9 protein-coding genes are annotated in these 18,541 nt (G+C 40.8%); 5 read left to right on the forward strand and 4 right to left on the reverse strand.

Translation table 11 applies throughout. The features are described from left to right. Positions 1-112 precede the first annotated feature (112 nt). The 5 genes from prfB (at position 113) to AHMF7605_RS22780 (ending at position 11,282) form a co-directional block, all read left to right on the forward strand. Positions 113-1,190, forward strand: a protein-coding gene (gene prfB, locus AHMF7605_RS22760; protein WP_106932293.1) for a peptide chain release factor 2 whose coding sequence is annotated in 2 segments (ribosomal slippage) — positions 113-172 and positions 174-1,190 — 1,077 coding nt in all. Because the reading frame shifts where the segments join, the coding sequence is not laid out codon by codon here. A 480-nt stretch (positions 1,191-1,670) separates the two neighbouring features. After that, positions 1,671-4,946 carry a SusC/RagA family TonB-linked outer membrane protein gene (locus AHMF7605_RS22765; RefSeq protein WP_106932294.1) on the forward strand — a complete coding sequence of 1,092 codons (3,276 nt, stop codon included), beginning with the start codon at positions 1,671-1,673 and terminating at the stop codon, positions 4,944-4,946. A gap of 10 nt (positions 4,947-4,956) precedes the next feature. Next, positions 4,957-6,387, forward strand: a complete 1,431-nt coding sequence (locus tag AHMF7605_RS22770; protein WP_106932295.1) for a SusD/RagB family nutrient-binding outer membrane lipoprotein — start codon at positions 4,957-4,959, stop codon at positions 6,385-6,387. A 272-nt stretch (positions 6,388-6,659) separates the two neighbouring features. Continuing rightward, positions 6,660-9,788 (forward strand): SusC/RagA family TonB-linked outer membrane protein, encoded by a 3,129-nt coding sequence (locus AHMF7605_RS22775; protein ID WP_106932296.1) that lies wholly within the window; start codon positions 6,660-6,662, stop codon positions 9,786-9,788. A 15-nt stretch (positions 9,789-9,803) separates the two neighbouring features. Then, the gene (locus AHMF7605_RS22780; protein WP_106932297.1) at positions 9,804-11,282 is read left to right on the forward strand and encodes a SusD/RagB family nutrient-binding outer membrane lipoprotein; all 1,479 of its coding nucleotides are present in this window, start codon (positions 9,804-9,806) and stop codon (positions 11,280-11,282) included. Positions 11,283-11,415: 133 nt separating this feature from the next. On the opposite strand, the gene AHMF7605_RS22785 is transcribed toward AHMF7605_RS22780, so the two are convergent. From AHMF7605_RS22785 to AHMF7605_RS22800, 4 genes are all read right to left on the reverse strand, one after another. Next, positions 11,416-11,871: a DUF1801 domain-containing protein gene (locus AHMF7605_RS22785; RefSeq protein WP_106932298.1), complete on the reverse strand. Its 456-nt coding sequence runs from the start codon at positions 11,869-11,871 to the stop codon at positions 11,416-11,418. A 49-nt stretch (positions 11,872-11,920) separates the two neighbouring features. Further along, positions 11,921-13,084 carry a DUF1624 domain-containing protein gene (locus tag AHMF7605_RS22790; protein ID WP_106932299.1) on the reverse strand — a complete coding sequence of 388 codons (1,164 nt, stop codon included), beginning with the start codon at positions 13,082-13,084 and terminating at the stop codon, positions 11,921-11,923. Positions 13,085-13,293: 209 nt separating this feature from the next. Beyond that, on the reverse strand, positions 13,294-15,960 hold the full coding sequence (locus AHMF7605_RS22795) for an alpha-L-rhamnosidase-related protein (RefSeq protein ID WP_106932300.1): 2,667 nt from the start codon (positions 15,958-15,960) through the stop codon (positions 13,294-13,296). A gap of 127 nt (positions 15,961-16,087) precedes the next feature. Further along, positions 16,088-18,541, reverse strand: coding sequence for a hypothetical protein (locus tag AHMF7605_RS22800; RefSeq protein ID WP_146153655.1), 2,454 nt, complete (start codon positions 18,539-18,541; stop codon positions 16,088-16,090).

An 18,541-nucleotide genomic window follows, 5' to 3' on the forward strand; every position in this document is an offset into this window, starting at 1 on the left:
CGCTTACGGCTTACAACCTTTTATTTTCTTCCTACTTCTTAATGTAACAACTTAAATTCTCAATAGTAAAACAACAACCTAAAACCTACTACTTATAACTTATAACGTAAACATGACGGTAGAACAAATTAAAGATTTAAAGGCCCGGGTAGAGGCTTTGAGGAGGTATCTTTGACTACGATGCGAAAAAAACGCAGGTAACCGAAACGGAACAACAAACCACTGCTTCCGGCTTTTGGGATGATTCTAAAAAAGCCGAAGCAATTTTAAAAGAAATAAAATCAATTAAAATCTGGACTGATCAGTTTGAGGAAGTAGCTACCCGGTTAGCTGATCTGGAAGTATTATTTGACTTTTATAAAGAAGGGGACGTTTCGGAGGAAGACATTACCCGGGAATACGCGGATACCTTGGCCTTATTAGAACAGTTGGAATTTAAGCGCATGCTCAGCAACGAAGAAGATCAACTGAGCGCCATTTTAGAAATTAATCCGGGAGCCGGCGGTACCGAGAGCCAGGATTGGGCCGAAATGCTGATGCGGATGTATATTATGTGGGCGGAAAGTCATCGGTACCAGGTTAGACAGTTAAATTACCAGGCCGGCGACGGAGCTGGTATTAAGTCGGCTACGCTTGAAATTAACGGCGACTTTGCGTATGGCTATTTAAAATCAGAAATTGGGGTTCACCGTTTAGTGCGCATTTCTCCCTTTGATTCCGGAGGACGCCGCCACACCTCTTTTGCTTCGGTATTTGCTTATCCTTTAGTGGACGACTCCATTCATATTGATATCAATCTGGCCGATATTGAATGGGATACGTTTCGGTCGGGGGGGGCCGGTGGGCAAAATGTAAATAAAGTAGAAACTGCCGTACGCTTAAAGCACAAACCTTCGGGTATTATCATTGAATGCCAGATAGAGCGGTCGCAGCTGATGAATAAAGAACATGCCATCAACATGTTACGCTCCCGCTTGTACCAAATAGAAGTAGACAAACGCAACGAAGAGCGCGATAAACTGGAAAGTACCAAAAAACGCATTGATTTTGGTTCCCAAATCCGGAATTACGTTTTACACCCGTACAAATTAATTAAAGATTTACGTACCGGCATAGAACGGACCGACGTACAAACCGTTTTAGACGGAGATTTAGACGAATATATTAAAGCTTTTTTAATGCAGAGTTAAACTCTGTGGCTTAGATAAGCAAATTCTTTTTACTATTCAATTATCTCAATAATCTAAATAATTAATTTTATCTTATAAATAATATAATAAAAGCGTGCTTTAGTTAAAGTACGCTTTTATTATTTGTACAGGTATCTAGCTGATATTTTTAAAAGTATTTAACTTTAGTATTTGATTTTTTAAAAATATATAATAAAGTTAAATATAGTTAAGTTTTATTGCATAATCCAAAATGAAAATGACTGCGTTGTATTTAAATTATAAAAATTATTTTACAATTTTTAATTAAGATATAATCTTATATAAATCTTAATTAAATTATAATAAACTAATCTTCAAGTATTTAGAATCAAAATTATAAAACTTCCGTATATAAGTGCCTAAACTAGGCAATATTAAGATTTTGTTAATTCGCTCAAAATCTTTAAAATTGAACATAGTTCTTATATTTTTTAACTAAAACAAACTAAAACCAACAAAATGAAAAAAATTCTACTGATGAATTTTCTTTTTGTCATGATGCTGTTGCAAACGGCATTTGCACAAGATAAGAAAATCTCGGGCCGGGTTCTCGACGCAGCGTCGAACCAGGGCTTACCTGGAGTAACGGTATTGGTGAAGGGTACCTCTACGGGTACTGCTACCGATGCGGAAGGTAATTATTCTTTAAATGTACCTAATACGGGTACCTTAGTATTCAGTTTTATCGGTTACACTACTATAGAGCAAGCTATTGGCGCTGCTTCTACCGTAAACGTTTCGCTAGCGGCCGATACCCGCCAGTTAAATGAAGTAGTGGTTACCGCCTTAGGGGTAGAAAGAAGCCGTAACTCTTTGCCGTACGCGGCCACTCAAGTTGCGGGGGATGATGTTACAAAAGCTCGTAACCCAAACTTCTTGAACTCTTTATCGGGTAAAGTATCAGGGGTAAATATCAGACAATCGAACAACATCGGTGGTTCTACCAACGTGGTTATCCGGGGTAATAAATCCTTGTATAACAGTAACCAGGCTTTGTTTGTAGTAGACGGAGTGCCAATTAGTAATGCCAACACCAATCAATCGGATCAGTATACCGGCCGGGGTGGCTATGACTACGGTAACGTAGGGGCCGACGTTAACCCCGACGATATTGCTTCGGTAAGTATCTTAAAAGGTGCTGCGGCAACTGCTCTTTATGGTTCCCGTGCCTCTAACGGGGTAATTTTAATTACTACTAAAAAAGGTAAAAAAGGTAATGTAAATGTTACTCTTAATACGGGTGCCACAATGGGCTTCGTGGATAAGAGTACTTTTGTTAAATATCAGGATCAATATGGGGCTGGTTACGGCGCTTATTATGGTCCGAACGAAGATGCTTACTTTCAACAGTATAACAGACCTGGTTTCGAACCGGGAGCATTGTATGTTCCATTTACCGAGGATGCTTCTTATGGAGCTGGTTTTGATCCTAATTTAGCTGTATACCAATGGAACTCTTTAGATCCTACATCTCCCACTTATGCTCAAAAAACTCCTTGGGTAGCCGCTAAAAATGATCCCAGCTATTTTCTGAAAGATGCGGTAGGATTTAATAATAATATTACCATTGATGGGGGTAGTGAAGCCGGAACTTTTAAATTAGGCTATACCAACACCAAAGACAAAGGTATTTTACCTAATAGCGAAATCAACAAGAACATGGTAAACTTTGCCGGTTCACTTAATTTAACACCAAAATTAGTAACCAGTGCCAACATTAATTTTACCAAAATCGATGGTTTAGGCCGTTACGGTACGGGTTATGACTCCTGGAACCCAATGCAGCAATTCCGGCAATGGTTTCAAACCAATGTTGATTTAAAAGAGCAAAAAGATGCTTATTTCCGGAACAAGCAAAACATAACCTGGAACCCCAGAAGTGCTACCGACTTACGGCCCATTTATTCGGATAATCCTTACTGGGTACGTTACGAAAACTACGAGAACGATGAGCGTTTTCACTATTTTGGTAACGTAGTAGCTACTTACAAATTTACGGATTGGTTTGATGTAATGGGTCGGGTTACCCTGGACTCTTACGACGAATTACAGGAAGAAAGAAACGCGGTAGGTAGTACCGGTACTCCTTTTTATACTCGTTATAACCGTACCGCCCGCGAAACAAACTACGACCTGATTGCTAACTTCAATAAAAATATTACCGAAGATTTTACCTTTAAAGGTTTATTGGGTAGCAACTTCCGCAGACACCAGATTAATACTATTTTTGCGCAAACCAATGGTGGTTTAGTAGTTCCGGGAATCTATTCTTTATCTAACTCGGTAAACCCGCTGAACCCACCGTTTGAAAATGACCAGAGATACGGGGTAGATGGTTACTTTGCGAGTGCTACTTTCGGTTTTAAAGAATTGGCCTTTTTAGATTTGACTGCCAGAAGAGACCAATCTTCTACTCTACCTAAAGGTAATAATATTTATTACTATCCTTCAGCGGCTGGTAGCTTTGTGTTCTCCGAATTATTTAAAGATACCCCATGGTTATCTTACGGTAAAGCCCGCGTTAACTACGCCGAAGTAGGTAATGATGCTCAGGTTTATTCTGTATATAATACGTATGGCAAACAAGACCAGGAGATTAACAGCTCTACTCGTCCTTCGGTAGGTAGTTTTGGTTCTATTCCGTTATTCTCCTTACCTAATACCCGGAATAACCCAGAATTAAAACCCGAAAGAACGAAGAGTTTTGAAGCGGGGTTAGAAATGTCTTTCTTAACCAATCGCGTTGGTTTTGATGTTACCTACTATAAGTCAAACACGGTAGACCAAATTATTCCAATTCAGGTATCAACTACCAGCGGGTTTAACTTTAAATATGTAAACTCCGGTGAAGTACAAAATAAAGGTTTTGAAGTTACTGCTTTTGTTAACCCTATTAAAAACGATAACTTCTCCTGGACTTTAAACGCTAACTGGACTCGGAACCGCAACAAGATTTTATCTTTAGCTCCTGGTACCGAAAACCTGGTAATATCCACTTACCAAGGCGGCGTATCTTCTAACGCCAGTGTTGGTCAACCTTTTGGTACTATTCGGGGTACAGGTTTCGTATTTAACGACAGAGGTGAAAAAGTAATTGATTCTAATCCAGCCAGTGCTACTTATGGCTTATACAAGCAATCGCCTTCTACTACTGTAATTGCGGATCCCAATGCTTCCTGGATAGGTGGTGTTTCAAACACCTTAGAATACAAAGGCGTTTCTTTATACTTCCTGATTGATGTACGGCACGGTGGTCAGTTGTTTAACTTAGATACCTATTATGGTTACGGTACGGGTATGTACCCAGAAACAGCGGGTAATAATGATTTAGGTAACCCATCCAGAGATCCGGTAGGAGAAGGTGGGGGCATTATCTTCTCGGGTGTGAAAGAAGACGGTACTCCTAATGATATTCGCATTGATAATACCGAAGGGGTTTATGGTTATAATCAGCCTCGCCAAATGCACGTGTATGATGCTGGATTCGTTAAGTTAAGAGAAGCTTCTTTAACTTACTCTTTACCTGCTGCTTTCATCAACAGAATTAAACCTTTCAAAGGTGTGGATCTTTCTTTAACCGGTAGAAATTTATGGATTATTAAAAAACATGTTCCGTATGCCGATCCGGAAGATAATTTAGGTGCTGGTGGTAACGGTAACTACGGATTAGGTTATATGTCCGGTTCTTATCCCACTACTCGCAATATCGGTGTTAACTTAAGATTTAGATTTTAATTAAATAGAAATGAAAAAAATATTAATATTCTGCATCCCGGCACTGATGTTCGCTACATCGTGTAAAGATTTGGATGATTACAATAACTTAAACCCTAAAGCAGCTACTGTTGTTCCGGGCGTTTCTTTAGTAAGTAATGCCCAACGAGTATTAGCTAATACGGTAAATACCCCCGATTATAATATAAACCCATTCCGGTTTTATGTGCAGCATTGGGCAGCCACTACCTACCCGGATGAAAGTCAATTTATTATTGAAACCAGATCTATTAACCGTTTTTTCTGGGATCCTTTATACCGGGATGTATTAAGTGATTTAAACGAGGGTAAAAAAATTATTACCGCGGATGCCGTTTTAGATCCGAAAGTTAAAGCCAATCAATTAGCGGCTGTAGAAGTTCTGGAAGTTTATGCCTGGTCCGTATTGGTAAACACTTTTGGTGATGTTCCTTACACCGAAGCTTTAAATGCGGATAACGTTTTACCTAAATTTGATGATGATGCCGCTATTTATGCGGATTTGGCTACCCGCTTAGATAAAGCTATTGGTATGTTTGATGCCACTGCGGCGGGTTTAGGTACCGGTGATTTATATTACAGTGGCAACGTCGCTAATTGGGTTAAATTTGCTAATTCTCTGAAGTTGCGTTTGGGTATGAACTACGCCGATGTAGATCCTGGCAAGTCAAAAACAATGGTAGAGGCTGCAGTGCCTAATGTTTTTACCTCTAATGCCGACAATGCCAAAATCACTTATTTAAATGCATTACCCAACCGTAATCAACTGTACGAATCTTTAGTGCAAAGTGGCCGGTCTGATTTTGTCGGTGCTAGTACTTTAGTTGATCCAATGGTTGCTACTAACGATCCACGACTTCCAATTTATTTTAAACCAGTGGCAGGTAGTGCTACTTTTAAAGGAGGAACGGCTGGCGCACCGAACAGTGCAACTAATAATTCTACTCCTGGTGCCGCCTTGGAAAATCCTACCCTACCTGGAATGCTGTTAACTTACTCCGAAGTGGAGTTTTTATTAGCAGAAGCCGTAGAAAGAGGATACGCAGTTAGTGGAACCGCAGCCCAACATTATAATGCTGGCGTTACTGCTTCTATTTTAGAATGGGGCGTTACTGCTGCTGCGGCTGAATCGTATTTGGCCCAGCCCGCGGTTGCCTATGCTACAGCAGCGGGTGATTGGAAGCAGAAAATAGGTACTCAGAAATGGATTGCCTTGTATAGCCAACCAACTCAGGCCTGGACGGAATGGAGAAGATTAGATGCTCCTAATTTAGTAAAACCAGCGGCGGCCATCTCCGAAATCCCGCTTCGATTAACGTACCCGACTACGGAAGCTAACTTAAATACTACTAATTACCAAGCTGCTTCATCTGCAATTGGCGGCGACGTGGTAACTGCCAGAATTTTCTGGGATAAGTTGTAATTTTTAATTTCTAATTCTAGTGCATAAAAAAAGGCGAACTATGATTCGCCTTTTTTTATGCACTAGAATTACGAATAAGCTTTTAATAAATAATTACTCCAATTTAATTAAGGAAGAACAATTTTTAATCTAATTAGGGATTTTTAATTGTTTTTTCAATTAGAGGCAATAAAAATTTAAGATTATAAATTAAAAAGCAATATCATTTTTTATTTCCTAGCTAATTTTGGTAAATTGTACCTAAGTATTATTATCTATCAAATCAAACTAAAATGAAAAAAATTTTACTATTGAGTTTTCTCCTGTTTACGATGCTTCTGTTGCAGGCCAAAGCTCAAGACAGAACCATTACCGGTAAAGTTACCGATGGTTCTAACAGCCAGGGCCTTCCGGGCGTTACAGTATTGGTGAAAGGCACTTCCACTGGAACATCGACGGATACAGAAGGTAATTATTCTCTACAAGTGCCTACAACAGGACAAACCTTAGTATTTAGTTTTATTGGCTATCTTACCCAAGAGCGTCCTATTGGTAGTACTACTGTTTTAAATGTTACTCTTCCTGTGGATGCCAAACAATTACAAGAAGTAGTGGTAACGGCTTTGGGCGTAGAGCGGGAAAAAAGAACTCTTGGTTATGCGGCTCAAAATGTTGCTCCCCAGCAAATTTTAAATTCCCGGGAGCCTAACCTGGTAAATGCGCTGGCGGGTAAAGTGGCTGGAGTGCAAATTAATAACTCCGGTGGTCAGGCGGGTTCTTCTTCGCGGATCGTTATTAGAGGTAATACTTCCTTAACGGGCAATAACCAGCCTTTATTTGTGGTAGATGGTATTCCGATTGATAACTCTACCAACCGGGGTATTTCAGAAAATACAGAGAGTGCTTTATTTAATGGGTATGCCGGTAACCGGGGTATTGATATTGACCCAAATATTATTGAAAATGTAACGGTATTAAAGGGTGCCTCCGCTACTGCGTTATATGGTTCCAGAGGTGCTTTTGGGGTTATCTTAATTACTACTAAAAAAGGACAAAAATCTGCTGACCGGAAATACCCGAGAGTTTCTTTATCTTCTAGTGTAGCTTTTGACGATGCTATTACCGAAGGTTATCAAAACAAATACTTACAAGGTTTAAATGGTTTGTACCGGAATGGTTTGCCGTTAGGCCAAGGTGGTTACGCTCAAACTCCGAACGGCGCTTCTCAAGGAACAACCAGTTGGGGACCTCACCGCGATTCGGTTAGCCAGGCCGTAATTGACTCAATTGGTATGCCGCGCGTTTTTGACCCGAGAAAAGATTTTTATAGAACCGGCCAAGTTTGGAACAACTCTCTATCTATTAGTGGTGGGGGCGACAAATCAACTTATATCGTTACCTACTCCAACCTAAACCAACAGGGGATTGTACCGAATAACACCTTTAAGCGCAATAGCGTTTTAGCAAGCTTTTCCTCGCAGTTAAGCGAAAAATTCAGTGTTAGTACCTCGGTAAACTACATTAATTCTAAAAACAATAGGATGCCGGAAGGGAATACAAAACGGTCTTATTTATACAGCTTAAACTTTGCCCCGATTAGTTTTGATAACAAAGCTGCTTTTGAGCAATTTGGTAACCGTAGCTGGACAACTGGAACTGGCTTTAATAACCCTTACTGGTTAACGGAGAATTCGACTATGCCTAATACCGTGGATAGAATTATTGCTTCTAATGAGGCAACTCTGGAAATTTTACCGTGGTTAAAATTAACTAATCGGGTAGGTTTAGATACTTACACCGACAACCAAAAGGAACATGTAAACATAGGTACTCTTTCGGTACCGAATGGTAGAATGTTCGAATCTTTGATTAAGAGAACGCAAATTAATAATGACTTGATTTTGGCAATTAATAAAAACTTTAGTGAAGACTGGGTTTTAAATGCTTTAATTGGTCACAATGTAAATCAACGTTCATACACCAGCAGAACCATTCAAGGTTTTAACCTCGGTCAACCTGGCTTCTATGATATTACTAACGTAGAATCTACCCAACCTTTTCAATCCGATACGGAAAGAAGATTAATTGGTCTTTATGCCAGTGCTACCGTAGATTACAAAAATTATTTATTCCTGAATTTAACGGCCAGAAACGACTGGTCTTCTACGTTGCCCGCCGGTAATAATTCTTACTTCTATCCATCTGTATCTTTAGGTTTTGTATTTACCGAAGTTCTTGGCCTGGCTAACAACACGTACTTCCCTTATGGTAAACTGCGAATATCTTACGCGCAAGCTGGTAACGATGCCAGTGAATACCTAACTAACCAAACTTATCAGCAAGCAAACCCAAGCGATGGTCAAAGAGGTAATATTAACTTTCCGTTTCAGGGAGTTAATGCTTTTCAAACGGGTACCTTGTTAACTAACAATAATCTAATTCCGGAAATTGTAACCGAAAAAGAAATTGGAGCTGATTTAAAATTCTTTAAAAACCGTTTAGGAGTAGATGTTTCTCTTTATGATAAAGTGAGTAAATCGCAAATTCTGCAACAGGAAATTAGTTCTTCCAGTGGTTTTGTGGAGCGCGTAATTAATGCCGGGGAAATTCAAAACAGAGGTATTGAATTAACAGTACAAGCTACGCCTATTGCAGTTAAAGATTTTACCTGGGATGTTCAACTAAACTATGGTAAAAACAACTATCGTCTTAAATCTATTGCCGAAGGGGTAGATAATATTTTCTTAGGTGGTTTTGAATCTCCACAAATAAGAGCAGATAAAACCTATGGTTACGGCGTAATCTGGGGCCAAGGATTTAAACGCAACGATGACGGAAAATTAGTTATTGGCGATGATGGTTTGCCTTTATTAGCGGATGAATTAGGACCAATTGGTAATTCTACTCCAAAATGGGCGGGTGGATTACGGAATACTTTCACTTACAAAGGTATTTCTTTATCTGCTTTGTTTGATGCCCGTAAAGGTGGCGACATCATGAATATGGATTTGTTCTATTCTACTTTCTACGGTACAGCTAAGGTAACGGAGCAAAGAAATACGACTATTGTTTATGATGGCGTGAAAGAAGATGGCTCACCTAACACTACTCCTGTTTTGCGTGATCAGGATTATTTCCTTAACTGGTATTCTGCTGTTGATGAAAACTTTGTGGAAGATGGCAGCTTTGTTAAATTAAGAGAAGTTACCTTAAGTTACTCTTTACCTCAGGCTTTATTAGCTAAAACTCCATTTCAAGGCGTTAGTTTTTCTGCAACCGGCCGTAACCTGTGGCGCAGCACCGATTTTAGCTACGGCGATCCGGAAGGTAACTTATTAGGAAATACCAATGCGCAAGGTTTTTACCACGCAGTAACCCCTTCTACCAAAGGCTATACCTTCGGGGTAAACATTCAATTTTAATTACCTAATTCAATCATGAAAAGAAAAAGTTTATTACTTCTAATTATAAGTTTGTTTTCAACAACATTTTATAGTTGCGAAAACTACCTTGATATCAATTACGATCCGAATGCTCCAAAAGAAGTAACGGAAAAGTTAATGCTACCTGCTATTCTGAGCACCTTTTCGTACGAGATAGCCGGTGGTTTTCCGGTTCGTATTTCTGCTAACTGGACCAAGTACCTCGCTTTTGCCGGTACTGGACCCCACGAAGGTCAGTACCGTTTAACCGCTAATGAAACGGATAATTTCTGGCGCTATTCTTCTTACACAGATATAATGAAAACCAGTACCGAATTGATTGCCAAAGCGGATCAGAACGGTAATCCGGCTTACAGCGCCATTGCTAAAATTATATTGGCCTGGAACATGTCGTACATTACAGATGCTTTTGGCGATGCTCCTTTTTCCCAAGCTTTTCAGGGTGAAACGGGCGTTACAAAACCTGCTTACGACAAGCAGGAAGATATTTATAAGCGCATACAGGTATTATTGGATGAAGCAATAGTGGATGCCGGTAAAACAACCGGTATTCAGCCCGGAGCCGAAGATTTTATATACGGCGGTGACATGGTACTATGGCAAAAGTTAGCTCACACATTAAAAGCCCGCTTTCACTTACGGCTATCTAATGCCCCTGGTTATAATGCTGCTACGCAAGCTAATTTAGCTTTAGAGGCATTAGATGCGGGTACTTTATCTAGTAACGATGAAATGCCTAAATTTAATTACATTAATGCCCCAAATGCGGAAAACCCCTGGTACCAGTATACAATAGATGGAAAGTGGAGTACTGCTTATAAACCTTCTATTTTCTACCTTAATTTATTAAATTCTAAAAATGATCCGCGGTTACAGTACCAGGTAGATCCGGTTGCGGAGGGGGACAATGAAGGTCAATACGTAGGGGTTACAAATGATGCTACGCCTACTGGCCTAGCTAACTACTCGGCTATTGGTTCTTTTTACAGTGCGGCCGATGCCCCGCTTTATCTTTTAATTTATGCCGAAGTTCCTTTTATCAGAGCCGAAGCAGAATTTTTAAAAGCGGGTAATACTATTACTCCGGCGGTAGTTACAGCTTACAACGAAGGTATTGCGGCTTCCATGGGTATGTACGGAATTGATGAAGCAGCTATCGCAACTTATCAAACGGCTAATCTATTGCTCCCAACAACTGCCTACGAGCAAATAATGACCGAAAAATATATTGCAAATTATTTGCAGTTTGAGTCGTATAATGATTTCAGAAGAACGGGTTACCCGAATTTACCTTTAAATACGGAAACATATCCGGATACAGAATTAGAAGTAGCGCCAGTACTTGAAAGTATTCCGGTTAGATTCCCTTATCCTTCTTCTGAAAGATCTTATAACCCGGACAATATTCCTGCTGAAGTACCATCGGCATTTTTACAGGCCATGCTGGTACCCGTTTGGTGGGATAAGCAGTAAGTTTAATAATTGTTTTAATAAAAAGGCAGGTACTTTACCTGCCTTTTTATTTGCTTAGATTCAAGCATTTGAGTTTACCAGAAGATGTTCCAGACACCAATCTAATCAGTCAAATCCTTCTCTTTTTTCACTCTCACCTTTTAAACTGACTTTCGTAGATTTCAATCCATTGTTGTGGCGTAATTTTGGAAGCCAGTTCTCCTATTAATGGATAAGGTATTTGCTCGATTTTCTTAAACCGAATGCAGCTTTTCCCCATGTCTAGTTTGGTTTTCACCTGTTTAGAATATTCTTCTTTAAACCAGTTTAGTAGCTCGGGACTAGCGTACAAACCCATGTGGTACACCGCAATAAAGTTTTTTTGCGAAGCAATATTAATAAAAGGTAAAGGTTCTTGCGGGTTGCAATGATATCCCGGCGGGTAAAGCGATAAAGGAACTACGTACCCAATCATACCGTAGCTCATTGCTTCGGAAAAACCTTCCGGTAAATTTTGCCTGATAACCTTTCTTAGTTCGTTTATTGCCTGTTGTTTGTCTTCGGGAAGTGTCTCCAGGTAATGTTCGGGTGTTAATACCTTAGTTTGCATAAGATCATCGAAATAATTTAAAGTTTGCCTTCTGGTAATATCCTAGGTTTTATAAATACCGCAGCCAGGTTTTTTCCGGATGGTTTGATCGGTAGCGTTGGTACCAATGGCATAATGGATACAAAGCCACCACTACACTTAGCCAGATGAAGTAAATAACCGCTAAATTCACCCCACTCGGTTGTTTCGGCCGGCCAAACAGGAAGGTGCCGAATTGTAAATCGTCCCAGTGAAAACCTTGCAGAAAAACCATGGCTAACAAAATAAGGTGCAGCAAATACCAGTGAATGATATAATAAAATAAAGGTACTTTCCCGTAGGTACTAATAATCTGCACCAGCTTATTTTTAAAGCCATCCACTAACCAAAAAATTAAAAACATTATACCCAAGGTCATGCAAGTATATAGCAAAGAGGGCGGGTATTTAGTCGTATTCAGAAAAGATAGGAAAGTAAATAATCCTGCATTTTGCATCGACCAGGCGGCGGGATCGCCATAAATGTTACTGAATCGTAGACAGATAAAAAAGACCACGGTAGCCAAACCTGTTCTCCAGAAAAAGCTTTTGCGCTGAGCTACCGGCAAAGTAAATAAAGGCCCTACGGAAAACCCAATCAACATAATACCTAACCACGGAATAGGAGGATAGCCTACAAAAAAGGTAAGTTGCGGTGTAATCTGGAAAATATTAGGATTAAATAAGGTTAAAGCTACCCGAGAAAGCGGTGTAGCAGCGCCTAAAGGAAGAATAGATACAAGATTATGCCCGAAAACGATAAGTAAGCCAATTAATCCAATTACCCGGGCAGGTAACTTCAGCAATAAAGCTAATACGATAAAGCTAAAGCCGATAGCCGCAATTACCTGAAAGAAGAAAGTTCGGAACTTTAAATCGAACCAAATACCAAACGAAATAATCGTAAATTCTAAAATTATCAGCCAAATTCCCCGGCGCAGCAAGAATTTACGGGCTTCCGTTACATTGCCAGTTCTTTGCAACGAAAGATAAGCCGAAGTACCGGATAAAAAAACGAAGATAGGAGCGCACAAATGCGTGATCCAGCGGGTAAAAAACAAGGCGGGAGTAGTGGTACTTAGGTCAGTAGGGCTCTGCGTTAAAGAACTTATATGAAGTAAATCGCGAGTATGGTCCAGGGCCATTATAATCATTACCAAGCCCCGGGTAAAATCAATTGCGTTGATTCGCTGCATAAGCTATTTGCTAAAGTTTTTAAAAGAATACCTAACCGGATTTACTTTGCTGGGTGAGCTTCATTAAGATAGGAATAAAACTTTTCTTTACCAATTACAATGGCTAATCCAATATTGCAGTAGCTTGGTAATAAACCAAAGATTAGTAAATTTTTAAATGAGCTGGGTTTGCTAATAATTATGTAAGTATTTACGAGCAAATCAGGTACTTACTCGGCAATCTTTGTAACCCGCATATAATCCAGTAGAGCCCGGTTTACTTCAGTATTCATATTTTCGTTAGTAGGCTCAAAGGCTAAGGCTAAATCGTGGGGGCCTTGCTCCAGTCTTACTTGTACCGCGTTCGTAAAACCCCAATCCGACCATTCGTCGGCGCCGCGTTGGGGCAGTACGATGGTGCCTAAGATTTTATTATTTAGTTTAAGCGTACGGATGGCACATTTATTATTGGTACTGATTGGCCCTTCCCCGTTAGCATACCGGAAATCAATCGCGTATAATCCGGGCGCCGGTATTAAAATCTGTACGGTGAGATTTGTGTTTTTACTAATTTCCAGGAAATCAGCTGTATAGCTTTCTTCCCCCGCCAGATTAGCTTCGGGAGTATCTTTTTTCAGGGAGTAAAGATGTTGGTTTTCTTCTAAAGATACTGCTAATGGCTCACTAGCAAAAGACTCGTGCCCTTGGTTATTTACCGCTATTATTTGGTATTCAGTATAAACCGTAGGCGAAATGGTAATTTGGGTAGCTCTCGTATGCAGAAATTCTTTTCCGTTCCGCAGGATTTTATAGTTCTCGGCTTCAGCTATTTTTTGCCAGGACAAAATGCCTTGTGCGTACGAAACCTCCGGCATTGTGGGCGAAAATTCTACCGGTACTTTAGTTATTTCAGCTTCCGGTAAGTTATTATTTTCCAGCTCAATTTTAATAAAATGCTGCCCTTGTAAAGTAGCTGGTAGTATAGGTGCCGCGAGTTCTTTATCGTTCAGGGTTATACTTTTAATTTGGTTGCCATATCCTTCTAACCCGATATCCAGAATAGCATTCCGGTAGGTAAAGTTTTTTAAATTTTTAAGTCCTTGCCACGCCTTTGGAACCATTGGTTTAAAAACTAAGCCGTCTGGTTGAAGTTCCATTCCAAAAATCACTTTATAGATCAGGCTCAAGTTACCGGCTAAACTCCAGAGCATATTACTGGAATTAATTTGCGTGCCGGCATAATCGCCGTTGCTGGCGACAAAGTTTTCCTGGTTGGTTAAGAAAAGCGCTGCCGGGCGGTAAATGGCACTCATGCTTTCAAGTAACGCTTTTTCATTGCCGGCTTTAGCCGTAGCCAAAGACCAATACGCTTGTACAAACGGCCAAACCGCATTATTATGGTAGGATGGAATAGTAGGTATTTGGGGATAAATGCAAGGAATACCGTAAGGAGTAATGGGCGTTCGGGCTACAAGCAATTGTTGTTTTTCATCGTCCGCAATATCAAAAAGTACGCATAAGGCTTCTCCCAAAGCTTCTGCTTTAGGCGACAAAATTTTAAAATTGCGGCCGTATCGAAATTGCCCGTAGTAGCCTTTTGCCGGTAACCATAAGTGCTCGTTTATTGCTGATTTTACTTTTTCGGCTAATTGGCTATATTTTATCGCTGCTGGATTATCAGCCAGCAAATTGGCCATTTGCGCCAGAAGGTTACAAGCCTGGTAAAAAAGAGCATTCGTGCTTAAACATTCCGATTCGTAAATATCGGCCGGCTGCATCCACTGTGGGTAGGTTTGTTCCCGCCAGTCCAAGAAGGAGGACTCGCCCCGGAACAAGCCGGTCTTCGGGTTATAGAGGTTAATCAGGTCATCTTCTAGAGAATTTTTAATAATCCGGTAAGATTTCTTCAGCCAGTTAGTATCGCTGGTAACTGTATAAAGTTCCCAGGCGGCAATCGCCCATACAATTCGGTCGGAAGAAACTGGGTAAGCGCCCCCAGTGCCGGTATCCTGAATAATGCGCCGGTTTTTATTTACTTTCCGCAGCAGACTTTTACGGGCCACTTGGGGCTGTACAATTGCCATGGCTAAAATAATGCTGTAGCTAATATCTCGGGTCCAGACACCAGCCCATTCTTTACCCGTCCGGAAGGTATTATCCGGTTCTACGGCATTTAGCATTTCTTCTAACCCTAAGTTGTACAGAGCATCCATTATGGGGTAACCAGAGGAATACTGCGGGAAAGCGGTTGTATTTTTAGATAACTGCCAGCTGGTAGGGTTAGTGGTTTCCGTTGGATCAGGATTCAGGAGTAAGGTAACTTCAAAAATGCCTTCTTCTTTTGTATTTTGTAATTCTAGTTCGGGTTGATTGGCTAGATTAGCGAAGTTCCAGGTTAAGGGCGCGGGCTGGCCCGCGACAAATACGCCTTTAAAATCTTCTTGATAAATTTTTTCGCCGGTATAAGTTGTGTAAAAGCCGGATTGCTCAAAAGCATCTAACACCGGGCTTAAATTCAGGCGAATTTTAAATTTGGTATTAGGGGTCAGATAGGTATCGGTGGGCACTTTGCCCGGTAATTTTAATGGGGAACCAAAAGTAATAATGGGGGTTTCGGAGTAACCATTTTGCGCTATACAGACAAACTGGTGATCTTTGCCCGGCTCCATTTCGTTATCGTGGCCGTTAATACTAAACTTAAACGTAAGCAGCGGGTTAAGGAAATTATTCGCGCTGGATACATAGTTAGAGATTACTTTCGTGGGGGATAGTACGTGCGCCACAAAATTTTGCTGCACCACCTGGGCCGGATAAATGGTATACTCCTCCGATTGCCAGATAGCGGTTGCATCGCTAGCCGGATGTTCTGAATGCTGTGATTGGCAAAACTTGCCCATGATAAACAACTAAATCTAAGAAAACACGCTTTCGCGCACCGTCATTAATGCGGAGGGAAGATAAGAAGTAAAATCAATTCTTTAGGTAAGTAAAGAAATTCTTGCTGGCTTCGGCCTGAAATAAAAATTATAATGCTGCGGATTTTACCTCGAAGGTAAAGCTTGTGCTACCCGCCAAACCGTTCGGAGAAAGCCCTTGGATCAATACCCTGTATTTGCCGGCTTTATCTGAGGTAAAAAAATCTAGTTTCTGATTGCCCGTTGTGTCGGTAATAACTTGAGGCTTCCAATAGAGCAAATTTCTTAAATCGGGCAGGCGGCTTTGTTTTTCGGCGGCGGTTTCGTAGCGGGGGGCGTAAAACTCTCTTTGTCGCTGCAATCCTTCGTATTCCAACACAAACGTGTGCGGATCTAACGTGTAACCTTCTAAATCGCCTTTATACGTGGAAAAACTGACCAGTCCGTTGTAAGACAAAGTTCCTTGAAAATAACGGCTGGTAATAACTTCCAGTTTCTGAATCTTAAGCGGATCCATCGCCATTATTTTGTTAATATTAAAAACCGGTACCCCATCTAACAATACCAGCGGGTTCTCCTGAAAAATAGTTTTGTTTACGTTATCATACACCATAAAATGAAACCCATCTTTCCGGATTCGGACTTGTACGCCGGGCACGTACTCCCGCAATACCTCTTCCATAACCTTAAAACGGGTATAATCATCTAACCGGTATTTCTCGTCGGGCTCCCCGTAAAAAGCTAGACTATCCATTTTGGGCCAGCGGAACGAAAGAGCCGGCTTTTTATAGAAATTATTCTGTACCTGCATTTGCACGTGCCTTTGAACAATATCGGAGGTAAATTTTTCGGATAAAGTAAAAAGTGGTACCTGACTGGCGGAATAATTAGGCGAGAAAGGACTAAAAATCTCGAATTGATAAAGGCTATCTTGGCGGGTATGGGTTTGCACCACTATTTCCCGGGAACCATAAGAATCTTTTGTTTCAAATTGCAGGGTGCCTTTATCTGTACTAATTGCATGGTATACGCGAACCAAACGACTCGGCGAGGCCAAGTAAGTTAAAATACCCGGCGCCGGTTGCCCCGTACCTCGCTGCGTAATCCGGCCCCGAACCAGGTGACCATTTAATTCCGGAACAAACTCTAACGAATCACGCTTATTGGTAAAAATACTTTCCCAACGAAATCGTCGCCAGCCTTGGGTTAACATTAAGTTGTCCGCGGCGGTTGTTACTTCTGGTTCCCCAGAAGTAAAGTAGTATTCCGGATTTTCAATCGTTCCTCTCAGGTCGGAGCTTAGCCATAAGTAGCTGTTAATGGAAGGCGGCGGAAGTGAAGGAAGCGAATCTAAGCGGTAAACAGAAACAGATAAATTAGCGGGTATCGCCTCTTTTAAGGAGTTAGCGGTAGCTACTTGTAAACTTACTTTTTCGCGGGTAGGGTAGTTATTTTTATCGGTGGTAGAAGTAATAATTAATTTTTGGGAAGGTCGCTGAAAATACAATCTTTCGCAGAGCGGCTGTTTGCGCGAATTTAATAGAGTGAAGTGCGAAATACCCTGGGCTAAATCTTTCTTGTTAAGCGTAAACGCAGCAGTTCCATTATTCAAGCGATTACCTAAGGCTACGGATATTTTCTGGCGGGCATGTCCTAGCAAAAAAACATCTTCGAAAGTTTGCCCGGTTACATTGGTTTGCACGGTTATTTTAATCTGTTCCGGGTTGGTATCTTCCAGGTGCATAACGTAGCCTTGCTCATAAACGGGAGGTAAGGCTTGCGTGATAATGGTACCATCAACTAATTTTAAAGTAGCCGTGTACCTGTCAACTTCGGTGGGCGTAAAATCAAAGTGCCCTAAACCAAATTGGAAGGTTTTAAAGGAGGCTAGTACTTTGCCTTGTTTATCTTGGATGCTTCCTGCGGCCTCTAATCCCCGTCCTGATTTATCCGTAACTTTAAAAGCTACCGTGCTGGCAATTCCTTTCACCAGATTGCCGCCTTCCGGAAAAAACTGAGCCGCATAAGTGGCCGAATCTTTGGCTGGTTTTACCCCGGAAGGAGTTAACGTATTTAGAATAGTTACCGGGCTTTGAAAAAAATAATCCGGACTAAAGTTTTTCATCCAGTTCGTATAGGCCCGCACCAAATAATTCCCGGATGCCAGCGAAGGAGGTAAAATAAACGAACCTTGACCAGTAGCTTCGGATAAAGCAATTTTGCCCTGTAACACGGGTTTTTGCTCTTTATCAAGTACCTCCACGTAGGCAATTTTACTTAAAATTAAAGGTTTATGAAAAGTGCCGTCTACGGCGTAAATTTTAAACCACATCGTCTCGCCAGCCAGGTACAGTGGTCGGTCCAGGTGCAGAAACAGCTTTTCCGGTAAAGTGTGTTCGCTATACTGATTAAATTGCTGGTTTATGCTGGATAAAATTTCACTCTGGCTATACACCGGGTTTGAATGGGTAAGCCCCACCCACAGGCAGAGTAAACCGAAAAGCCGGCCGATGACAGTATTTTGTTTATAACCCCACAAAAAGTTTTTTCCTTGACGTATCAA

It is taken from the genome of Adhaeribacter arboris, from assembly GCF_003023845.1.
Taxonomy (GTDB): domain Bacteria; phylum Bacteroidota; class Bacteroidia; order Cytophagales; family Hymenobacteraceae; genus Adhaeribacter; species Adhaeribacter arboris.

Coding starts and splice junctions, on each gene's coding strand:
- AHMF7605_RS22790 (WP_106932299.1), bottom strand. CDS start 13,084: ATGCAGCGAATCAACGCAATTGATTTTACCCGGGGCTTGGTAATGATT.
- AHMF7605_RS22785 (WP_106932298.1), bottom strand. CDS start 11,871: ATGCAAACTAAGGTATTAACACCCGAACATTACCTGGAGACACTTCCC.
- AHMF7605_RS22780 (WP_106932297.1), top strand. CDS start 9,804: ATGAAAAGAAAAAGTTTATTACTTCTAATTATAAGTTTGTTTTCAACA.
- AHMF7605_RS22775 (WP_106932296.1), top strand. CDS start 6,660: ATGAAAAAAATTTTACTATTGAGTTTTCTCCTGTTTACGATGCTTCTG.
- AHMF7605_RS22795 (WP_106932300.1), bottom strand. CDS start 15,960: ATGGGCAAGTTTTGCCAATCACAGCATTCAGAACATCCGGCTAGCGAT.
- AHMF7605_RS22765 (WP_106932294.1), top strand. CDS start 1,671: ATGAAAAAAATTCTACTGATGAATTTTCTTTTTGTCATGATGCTGTTG.
- AHMF7605_RS22770 (WP_106932295.1), top strand. CDS start 4,957: ATGAAAAAAATATTAATATTCTGCATCCCGGCACTGATGTTCGCTACA.